Source organism: Streptomyces sp. NRRL WC-3549 (assembly GCF_000721935.1).
Classification (GTDB): Bacteria; Actinomycetota; Actinomycetes; order Streptomycetales; family Streptomycetaceae; genus Streptomyces.
In genome coordinates this window covers 219,434-229,690 of record NZ_KL585414.1, presented here as the reverse complement: position 1 = coordinate 229,690, position 10,257 = coordinate 219,434, and the positions used below count along the sequence as shown (strand labels likewise).

Sequence of the window (10,257 nt, the reverse complement as noted above, 5' to 3'; positions counted from 1 at the left end):
GTCGTCGCCGCCCGCAGGGTCCTGGTCAACGCCTCGCCGCAGGCGCTGTCCGCCCTGTTGGGCGAGGAGCCGCCGGCCCCGGCCGAAGGTGCCCAGCTGAAGGTGAACATGCTGCTCACACGGTTGCCGCGGCTGCGGGACCGGTCCGTCGACCCACGCCGGGCGTTCGCCGGCACCTTCCACGTGGCGGAGGGGTACGGGCAGTTGGCGGACGCCTACCGGGAGGCGTCCGCCGGACGGCTGCCCACCGCGCCGCCGTCCGAGATCTACTGCCACTCGCTGACCGATCCCTCGGTCCTCGCCCCTTCCCTGGCGGCCCGTGGCTACCACACCCTCACCCTCTTCGGCCTGCACACCCCCGCCCGGCTCTTCGCGGCGGACAACGCGACGGCCCGGGCGGCCCTGCTCGACGCGACACTCGCACAGCTCGACTCCCACCTGGAGGAGCCGCTTGCGGGGTGCCTGGCCTTCGACGGCGACGGCCGGCCGTGCATAGAGGCCAAGTCCCCGCTCGACCTGGAGCGGGACCTGGGCCTGCCCGGCGGCCACATCTTCCACGGTGACCTCTCCTTCCCGTATGCCACCGGGGCGGACGGCCGGTGGGGGGTGGAGACCGCGCACCCCAATGTCCTGTTGTGCGGTGCGGGCGCCGTGCGCGGGGGCGGGGTCAGCGGGGTACCGGGCCACAACGCGGCCATGGCCGCACTCGGCCGGTGATCCGGCGGGCCAGGCGGTGCCTTCCGGGAGGAGACCTCCCTCCAGCTCAACTTCAGGGTGAGGGTTGACCTGTGTGCTGTGTGCTGTGTGCCGTGCGCCGTGTCCGCCCCGCCCGGTCTGAACACCGGACGGGGCGGACGGGCGAGGCGGCAGGGGGCGCCTCGTGATCAGGAGGCGGTACAGGAGCCGACGGCGGGGGCCGAGGCGTTGCCGTTCGTCATGACGGTGAACCCGAAGCTGGTCGAGGCACCGGCTGCCAGGGTCCCGTTGTAGGTGGGCTTCACCGTCATCACGGTGTTGCCGGCGTTCCAGGTCGGTGCCCCGTTCCAGAGGGCGGAGACCTGCTGGGGCGAGGGCACGGTCACCGGCACCGACCAGGTGGTGATGCCAGAGGAGCCGGCCTTGACCGTCACCTCACCGTTGTACCCGCCGTTCCACGTGGCGGTCTGCGTGTACGTCGCCGTGCAACTGCCGTTGCCTCCGCCGCCGTTGCCTCCGCCGCCGTTGTCGCCGCCGCCGTTGTCGCCTCCGCCGGTTCCGCCGAGCGCGGCCAGTACCGCGTCGTACGCCGGCTTCTTGTTGTAGTCGCCGTCGAAGAGAAGCGGCGTGCCACTGCTCCGCCACGAGTACTTGTCGGTGACGCCCCAGACGGTCAGACCGGTGCAGCGTGACACGGCCAGGCAGGCGCTGACGACGCTCGTGTAGGCGGCGGCCTGGGCCGAGCCGGAGCCCTCGATGTCCAGCTCGGTGATCTGGACGTCGAGGCCGAGGTCGGCGAAGCGCTGGAGGTTGGCCCGGTAGTCGGAGGGGACGGGCGAGTTGCTGTTGAAGTGCGACTGGAAGCCCACGCAGTCGATCGGGACGCCGCGCTGCTTGAAGTCCTTCACCATGGCGTAGACCGCGTTGCTCTTCGCGTTCTGGCCGTCGGTGTTGTAGTCGTTGTAACAGAGCTTGGCGGCCGGATCGACCGTGCGGGCGGTCCGGAACGCCTCCTCGATGAAGCCGTCACCCAGCTTGTCCTGGAAGGGTGAGCTGCGCCGGGCGCCGCTTCCGCCGTCCTGGAAGGCCTCGTTCACCACGTCCCAGGAATGGATCTTGCCCTTGTAGTGCGTCATCACCTGGGTGATGTGGTTGTTCATCGCCGCGCGCAGATCGGTGGCGCCGAGGCCGCCGACCCACCCCGGGAGCTGCGAGTGCCACACCAGGGTGTGCCCGCGGACCTGCATGCCCTTGCTCTGCGCGTGGCTGACGATCTGATCGGCGGCCGTGAAGGTGAAGGAGTTCCGGCTGCCCTCGACCGCGTCCCACTTCATCTCGTTCTCGGGGGTGACCGAGCCGAACTGGGCGTCCAGCGTGGACGTGTACGGTGCCTCGCCGAGGTGGTTCGCCGCGACCGCGGTGCCGAAGTACCGGCCCTTCGCCGCTGCCGCGTCACCCAGGGCGCCGGCCGCTTCGGCCGTACCGGCCAGTGCGACGACGCCGGTGGCGGCGAGCGCGCCCGCGGTCAGTACGGAGAGTGCCCGTCCGGCGCGGGCGGGATGTTTCTTGGCCATCACGTTGTCCAGCCTCTTCTTCCGGTTGCCGGGCAGAGCGAGCGGAGTGCCCGGACAGGGGGTGCGGACCGTTCGAGGTGCTGGGCGGCCCCGCCGGTGCGCGCTGTGAAGCGCACCCCGGCGGGGCGGCCGAGCGGTGGAACATGGGAGTGAGGGAGAGTATGCGCGCGGGGCGTGGACACGTCAACGCTGCGTTTCCGAAAGGTTTCCGAGCGCACATTCGCTCATTTGTTGACGGCGGGCCGCTCCACCTGCGCACGCGGTGCGCTTCCGATGCGGGTGGGCCTCCTTACGGGAGCGGCTTCGGATCTCCGCGATCGAGCTGCCCGAAAGGTGGTCAGGTGCCAGGGCGAAAGTTTCGGTGCATGGTTCCGGGGCTTGGGACTTGCCCAGCGGCCCTGCTCCGCGAGGCTGCGGCCACGATTGGGCAGTGCCCCGTCGGTGGGCGGCTGGGCGGGTCCGGCGGCAGCCCGGGTTCCGGCGGACGCCGGGGGAGGTCTGCTGGGGAACGGGCGGGCAGCCGAGTAGGCAGTGGGACCCGCGCCGTCGGCGGGCGGCGCGCGGCCGGGAACGTGCAGGGCGCGGGCCGGCCCTTTCCGGGCCGGGCCGCGCGCCTGGTCTAACGGCCGGGTGCGGTCAGCCGTCGAGGAGGGAGAAGCCCAGCAGGACGGCCGCCGACACGGTCACCTCGCCCGGCGTCAGATCCCCTTCCCCGCCACCGGGCTGCGAACCACCGTGACCGCGGTAGCTCTGCGGCTGCTCGGCGTCCACGTCCGTGATGTGGACGACCGGCCCGAGCCGCGCTCCGGCCGCCTCGGCGTACAGCGCGGCCTTGTCTCAGCGCGGCCTTGTCTCGGGCCGCGGCCACCGCCGCGGTCCGGGCCCGCGCGCGCAGCTCCTTCTTGCGGCGTACGTCGAACTCCACCCCGCTGACCTGGTTGGCCCCGGCGTCGACCAGGTCGATGAGCACGGTCTCCAGGATGTCCAGGTTCCGCAGTTCGACGACGAACGAGGCGGTGCACTCGTAGCCGAGGAAGCGGCGCGACTCGCCGTAGCTCCACCTCGACTTGAGGTTCAGGCGCGATGTCGACACGGCCGCCTCGGGCACGCCGTGTCCGCGCAGCGCCTGCCGGATGCGGTTGACTCCGCCACGGGTGGTGGCGAACGCCTCGGCCGGGGTGTCCTCGGTCTGCTCGATCGCCACGCGCAGGCGGGCCAGGTCCGGCACGGCGTCCTCGCTCGCCGCGCCGAACACCGACACGCCCCACGGGGTCTTGATGTACTGGTTACCGTTCATGCCGGCCATCCAAGCAGCCGACGTACGGCCGGCCGACTGCCGGGTCGCGGATCAGTCGGCGGACACGGTCCATCCGATGGCCTCGACGCGGCGCGCGTTCGCGGGCTTTTCGCCGTCGAAGAGGATGCGTCCGCCGTCCTCGACCCGGACCGCGTCCACGTAAGCGCCGCGTCCGACGTACAACTGGTCGGTCGTGCAGCGCCAGCGCAGCCGCACCTCGGTGCCGCGCCAGGCGCCCAGGTCCGCTTCGAGCCGGTGCCAGACCCGCCCGGACCAGCCGGACACCGAGCCCTCCGGATGCGAGCGGGGTGCTTCGGTGGTCCCGCCGTGGCCCGTCGGCCGCGGGCCTCCAGGAACAGGAAGTCCGAGGCCGGTTCGGTGTCCCACCACAGCGCGCAGTTCAGCGCCGCGTGCGAGGAGACCGGACGCAGCGCGGGCAGCGTGAGCGTCGAGGTGGCCGCGCTCTCCATGCCGGAGAACCACGCGCCACGGCCGTGGTCGGGCCGGACGGGCACTGCGCGCGCCATCCGGTTGGCGGTGGCGACCCGCGGCGCGCTGCCGGAGCGCCAGGTGCGTACCGGGTGCACCGAGTTGCCCAGGACGATCAGGAAGGAGTCCGTGGTCGGATCCAGGACGAGACTGGTCCCGGTGAAACCGGTGTGCCCCGCGGTGCGCGGTGTGGCCATGGCGCCCATGTACCAGTGCTGGTACAGCTCGAAGCCCAGCCCGTGCGCGTCGCCCGGGAAAGCGGTGTTGAAGTCGGTGAACAGCAGGTCGACCGACTGCTCGGAAAGGATCCGTGACCGGCCGTAGACGCCGCCGTTGAGCAGGGTGCGGGCCAGCACGGCGAGGTCCCAGGCGCAGGAGAAGACGCCCGCGTGGCCCGCGACCCCGTCCAGGCTGTACGCGTTCTCGTCGTGCACCTCCCCCCAGACCAGCCCGCGTTCCAGGCCCGACCACGGCAGCCGGGCGTCCTCGGTCGCCGCGATCTTCGGCTTCCAGGAGGCGGGCGGGTTGTAGCGGGTGCGGTGCATCCCGAGCGGAGCGGTGATCTCCTCACGGAGCAGCACGTCCAGGGTGTGCCCGGTGATCTTCTCCAGGACCAGCTGGAGCGAGATGAGATTGAGGTCGGAGTAGAGGTACACCGTGCCGGGCGCGGACGCCGGGACCTCCTTCCACAGCATCCGGAGCTTGCCCTCCCGGGTCGGCTCCTCGTACAGCGGGATCCAGGCCCGGAAGCCGGAGGTGTGGGTCAGCAGCTGACGGATGGTGATGTCCTGCTTGCCGCCGCCCGCGAAGTCCGGAAGGTACGAGGCGACCGTGGTCTCCAGCTCCAGGCGGCCCCGCTCGATCTGCTGCACGGCCAGGATGGAGGTGAACAGCTTCGACACCGACGCCAGGTCGAAGACCGTGTCCCTGGCCATGGGGATCTGGCGGTCCGCGGGGAACTCGACCCCGGTGTCCGTCGTCTCGTCGTACGCCGCGTAGCGCACCGCCTTGCCGATCGGCCGGTGCAGGGCGACGGTCCCGCCCCGCCCGGCCAGCAGGACGGCGCCGGCGTACCACGGGTGCCGGGGGGAGTCGGCCAGATACTTCTCGGCGTCGGCCACGAGGAGGTCGAGCTGCTCCTGGAGGAGACCGGCCCGCGCGGCAGGGCCCCGGCTCAGTGTGGGTCTGCGCGGCCCTGATCCAGATCCCATGCCCGTCCCGGTGGCCGATGGTGTTCCCGCGGATCCGCCCGCCCGTTCCGTCCCGGAGGCCGTCCCGGCCGCCCCCGCGAAGGGAACCGGCGCGAGGGCGAGGGCCCCGCCCAGCGCCAGTATCCCGCCGCCCAGCCTCCGACGGCTCATTCCCCCGCCCGACACGTCCCCGCTCATCCGGAACCCCTTCCCCTCACGTCGTCAGCGCGACACCGGCGCGAAAGTAACTTTCGAAATCGCGTCCGAGTGTGAAACTTCCTGCCGAGGCAGAGAGTACTGTCACCTCCGCCGCCCCGTACGCCCCCTGACGGAACAAGAACCTGACGCTTCGTCACCTACGGAGGGGTCTGCGCCCGAACCGTGTTCGCGAGCGTGAACCGGAGCCGCGTCGGGAACCCTGGGCCCGCGGCCATGTCCCACCGGGCGAGCCCCGGCCCGCTCCGGCAGCCCGCGGGCCGTGAACGCAAGCGCGACTCCACGGGCCATGGCCGGCCGGTGGACCGTCGTGGTGCCGGTGCTCGCGGCGCTGGTTCTCGCGCCGAGCTGGAGGTGTGGTCTGGGTCCGGCCGCCGCGGGCCTGATCGCCCTCTGCCTCGCGGGCTCCGTACTCGCCGCCGTCCACCACGCCGAGGTCGTCGCCCACCGTGCTGCCCACCTTCACCATCGGAAAGGCGGGACCGGAGTGCTCACCTGCCCAGCTCGGCCTCGCCACCGTCGCCTCGCTCTTCCTGTACGGGCTGTTCGCCGCCGTGGAGACCGTCCGGCCCCGTGAGCACTGCCTGCCGCTCACCCAGGACGGCCGGACCCGCCCGGACGACGACCCGGCCTCCCCGCCCCGCCGCAGGCAGACCACGTTCAGCCTGGTCATCCTCCTGGTGGCGCTGGTCGCGGTCGTCGGCAACGCCAAGTCCGTCTCGCGGCCGTCGGATCGGGCGTCGACGCCGTCGGAATGCCGCAGGTGGTGGTCGGTGTCGTCATCGCCCTCCTGGTCCTGCCGCCGGTAGACACTCGATCAGCCCCTGACCGTTCCGGCCGCCGCGTCCCCTGTTCCGCGCCTGTTCGCGGCGCGGGGCGTCCCGGCCCTTGACCCGTGAGGCCCCGCCGCCCAGGATCACGCCATGAACGGTGTACGCAGCAGCACAGTCGACGGAGTCGTGGCACGCAGCGCACGGCGCACCCCCGGGCGCATCGCCGTGCGGTACGCCGGGCGGACCTGGACCTACCAGGCCCTGGACGCGGCGGTCAGTACCGCGGCTGCGGTCCTCACCGCCGATCACGGACTGCGCCCCGGCGACCGGGTCGCCTCCTGCGCCCACAACTCCGACGTCTACCTGATCGCCTATCTGGCCTGTGCCCGAGCGGGACTGATTCACGTCCCGGTCAACCAGAACCTCACGGGTGACGACCTCGCGTACATCCTCGGCCAGTCGGGCAGTGCGCTCGTCCTCACCGACCCGGCCCTGGCCCCCCGCATCCCCCAGGGATACGCCGTGCGGGCACTGCGTGACGCCCCCGACTCGCTCCTCGGCGAACTGGACACCCCCCGCCCGTTCACCCCCGAACGTGCGCCGGACGCCGACGACCTGGTGCAGCTGCTGTACACCTCCGGTACCACCGCCCAGCCCAAGGGCGCGATGATGACGCACGGGGCACTGGTCCACGAGTACCTCAGCGCCGTCACCGCCCTGGACCTGCGCGCCGGCGACCGGCCCGTCCACTCGCTGCCGCTCTACCACTCCGCGCAGATGCACGTGTTCCTCCTGCCCTATCTCGCGGTGGGGGCGGAGAACACCATCCTGGACGCCCCCGACGCGGGTCGGATCTTCGAACTCGTCGAGGCCGGGCAGGCGGACAGCCTCTTCGCCCCGCCGACCGTCTGGATCGGCCTCGCCAACCACCCCGACTTCGCCACCCGCGAACTCGGGGCCCTGCGCAAGGCGTACTACGGGGCGTCGATCATGCCGGTGCCGGTACTGGAGCGCCTGCGCGGACGCCTGCCGGAGCTGGCGTTCTACAACTGCTTCGGGCAGAGCGAGATCGGACCGCTCGCCATGGTCCTCGGCCCGGAGGAGCACGACGGACGGATGGACTCCTGCGGCCGGCCGGTCCTCTTCGTCGAGGCCAAGGTCGTCGACGAGCAGGGCGCGGAGGTGCCCGACGGGACGGCCGGCGAGGTGGTCTACCGCTCGCCCCAGCTGTGCCGGGGCTACTGGGAGAAACCCGAGGAGAGCGCGGAGGCGTTCCGGCTCGGCTGGTTCCACTCCGGCGACCTGGCCGTACGTGACACCGAGGGCTACTTCACCGTCGTCGACCGGATGAAGGACGTCATCAACTCCGGGGGTGTGCTCGTCGCCTCCCGACAGGTGGAGGACGCCCTGTACACCCACCCGGCCGTGGCTGAGACCGCGGTGGTCGGGCTGCCCGACGAACGCTGGATCGAAGCGGTCACGGCGGTCGTCGTCCTCCGTGAGGAGGCCACGGAGCGGGAGCTGATCGAGCACGTGCGCGAACAGCTGGCCCATTTCAAGGCACCCAAGAAGGTCTTGTTCCTGGACGAGCTCCCACGCAACGCCAGCGGCAAGATCCTCAAGCGGGAGCTGCGGGACCGCTTCTCCGCGTCACCGGCCTGATCCCGGTCGCGGGGCGCCCCGCGCCGACGGGACCACCCCGCCCGTCCTCCCGACCTGTCGTCCTGCGGTCACTGCCACCGTCCACCACCCCGTGCCCGTCGTCCCGCGGTCACCGCCCCCCCGACCATCACCCCGCGTCACCCCATGTCCGCCGCCCGGCGAACCTCCCTCCGGCAGTCCACCCGTGCACCCCTTCCTCGCCGTCCCACCCCCGCCGGACGGAGCCGGGGGAGCCGGCCCCGCATGTCTCAGTCGGCTCCCCTCATGTCCACGATCCGTCTGATCTTCCCGACCGAACGCTCCAGCGCCTCCGGATCCACGATCTCCACCTCCACACTCACCCCGACCCCCTCCTTCACGGCCGCGGCGATCGACCGTGCGGCCACCGCCCGCTCGTCAGCCGTCGCGTCCTCCCGAGCCTCCGCCCGTACGGTCAGCGCGTCCAGACGGCCCTGCCGGGTCAGCCGCAACTGGAAGTGCGGGGCGACCCCGGGTGTGCGCAGCACGATCTCCTCGATCTGGGTGGGGAAGAGATTCACCCCCCTGAGTATCACCAGGTCGTCACTGCGCCCGGTGACCTTCTCCATCCGCCGGAAGGCACGCGCCGTCCCGGGCCACAGCCGCGTCAGGTCCCGAGTCCGGTATCGGATCACCGGCATCGCCTCCTTGGTGAGCGAGGTGAAGACCAGCTCGCCCTCCTCCCCGTCCGGCAGGACCTCACCGGTGAACGGGTCGACGACCTCGGGGTAGAAGTGGTCCTCCCAGACGTGCAGGCCGTCCTTCGTCTCGACGCACTCCTGTGCCACCCCGGGGCCCATCACCTCGGACAGTCCGTAGATGTCGACGGCGTCGATCGCGAACCGTTCCTCGATCTCCTCGCGCATCCGCTCGGTCCACGGCTCGGCCCCGAAGATCCCGGTCCTGAGGGACGTCGAACGGGGGTCTACCCCCTGTCGTTCGAACTCTTCCAGCAAGGTCAGCATGTACGAAGGCGTGATCATGATGACCTCGGGCCGGAAGTCCTGGATCAACTGCACCTGGCGGGACGTCATCCCCCCGGACGCGGGGATCACGGTGCAGCCGAGGCGCTCCGCCCCGTAGTGCGCCCCGAGGCCGCCCGTGAACAGCCCGTACCCGTAGGCCACGTGAACCTTCTGCCCCGGCCGCCCGCCCGCCGCCCTGATCGACCGGGCGACCACATCGGCCCAGGTGTCCAGGTCCCGCTCGGTGTACCCCACCACCGTGGGGCGCCCGGTGGTACCGCTGGAGGCGTGGATCCGCCGGATCCGGTCCTCCGGGACCGCGAACATCCCGAACGGGTAGTTGTCGCGCAGATCCGCCTTGACGGTGAACGGGAAACGGGCGAGATCGGCCAGGGAGCGGCAGTCCTCAGGCCGGACACCGGCCTCGTCGAAGGCCTTCCGGTAGAAACCGACGTGGTCGTACGCGTGCCGCAGCGTGGCCCTCAGCCGCTCCAGCTGCAGCACCTCCAGTTCCTCGCGGCCGAGCCGCTCGACGTCGTCCAGCAGCGCCGTCATGCGGATGCTCCTCTCCCCGAAAACGGACGACCGATCATTCGGTCGTCCCTCCTGGGGGCAGTAATTCAGGATGAGGGACTCCCTGGCAAGGGGGTGGACGGCACCTGTGGACAACCTTCGCCGGCCACCCGCGATCCGCTGTGGGCGTACGCAACCTCCGACGGCCGCACAGCCTGTTTGGACACCGACGCCCCGGACGCCTTCCTCGCCGCGCTCAGGTCCTTCGGCGTCGGCTGAACCCCTTCCGGGTCGTCAGGCCCGGTGGAGCAGAGCCGTGAGAGCGTGGTGGAGCACGGCATCGGCGTCCGGCACCGCGCCCGGCGAGCGCCAGGCCACGAACGCGTCGGGTCGCACCAGCACGGCACCCCCGGCTTCCACACCGTGCGCAGCGGCCCAGTCCGCGCCGCTCTCCGTCACCAGTCCCGCCCCGGGGGCCGAACCGACGGTGTAGGCGTCCAGCCGGACGCCGAGCCGCCCGGCGACCCGCTCCGCCGCCGCACGCCACTCGGCGTTCCCCGCGTCGCAGAGCAGCACGAACGACCGCTCGTAGAGATCCAGGGTCGACACCCGCGCACCGTCCCGGCTCACCCACAGGTGCGGGGCCCGGGTGCCGGGCTCGCCCGTCAGGTCCATGCCCTCGGGCACCACCGGCAGACCGGGGTCCGCACCGAGCACCGCGCCCCGGGTGTACCGGTAACCCAGGGCCACCGTGAGCATGCCGCCCTTGCGCCCGCCGGCCGGGCCCGGCGTTGCCGCGTACCCGGGGTGACTGTGTTCCTGCGAACGGGCCGACGCCCGGGCGCTCGTCGCCCGGGCCACCGG

At 71.7% G+C, this 10,257-nt stretch carries 5 protein-coding genes and 4 pseudogenes; 3 read left to right on the top strand and 6 right to left on the bottom strand.

All coding sequences use genetic code 11. The features are described 5' to 3' along the window. Positions 1-717 (top strand): annotated as a pseudogene (locus IH13_RS0122360) (FAD-dependent oxidoreductase); the annotation flags it as partial. A gap of 167 nt (positions 718-884) precedes the next feature. Here the strand turns inward: IH13_RS0122360 and IH13_RS0122355 are convergent. The 4 genes and pseudogenes from IH13_RS0122355 to IH13_RS38115 form a co-directional block, all read right to left on the bottom strand. After that, on the bottom strand, positions 885-2,270 hold the full coding sequence (locus tag IH13_RS0122355) for a glycoside hydrolase family 10 protein (RefSeq protein WP_031087145.1): 1,386 nt from the start codon (positions 2,268-2,270) through the stop codon (positions 885-887). A 636-nt stretch (positions 2,271-2,906) separates the two neighbouring features. After that, on the bottom strand, positions 2,907-3,050 hold the full coding sequence (locus IH13_RS46150; protein ID WP_420713385.1) for a hypothetical protein: 144 nt from the start codon (positions 3,048-3,050) through the stop codon (positions 2,907-2,909). A 130-nt stretch (positions 3,051-3,180) separates the two neighbouring features. Then, positions 3,181-3,567, bottom strand: a pseudogene (locus IH13_RS46145) (SIMPL domain-containing protein); the annotation flags it as partial. 51 nt (positions 3,568-3,618) lie between these two features. Next, positions 3,619-5,444 (bottom strand): annotated as a pseudogene (locus IH13_RS38115) (serine hydrolase). 467 nt (positions 5,445-5,911) lie between these two features. Here IH13_RS38115 and IH13_RS38110 point away from each other — a divergent pair. Together IH13_RS38110 and IH13_RS0122335 are read left to right on the top strand one after the other, a co-directional pair. After that, positions 5,912-6,271: a calcium:cation antiporter gene (locus tag IH13_RS38110; protein ID WP_051835898.1), complete on the top strand. Its 360-nt coding sequence runs from the start codon at positions 5,912-5,914 to the stop codon at positions 6,269-6,271. Positions 6,272-6,385: 114 nt separating this feature from the next. Further along, positions 6,386-7,897 carry a fatty acyl-CoA synthetase gene (locus tag IH13_RS0122335; RefSeq protein WP_031087143.1) on the top strand — a complete coding sequence of 504 codons (1,512 nt, stop codon included), beginning with the start codon at positions 6,386-6,388 and terminating at the stop codon, positions 7,895-7,897. A gap of 248 nt (positions 7,898-8,145) precedes the next feature. On the opposite strand, the gene paaK is transcribed toward IH13_RS0122335, so the two are convergent. Both paaK and IH13_RS0122325 read right to left on the bottom strand, forming a co-directional pair. Next, positions 8,146-9,435, bottom strand: a complete 1,290-nt coding sequence (gene paaK, locus IH13_RS0122330) for a phenylacetate--CoA ligase PaaK (RefSeq protein ID WP_031087141.1) — start codon at positions 9,433-9,435, stop codon at positions 8,146-8,148. 252 nt (positions 9,436-9,687) lie between these two features. Next, positions 9,688-10,257: pseudogene (locus IH13_RS0122325) on the bottom strand (monooxygenase); the annotation flags it as partial.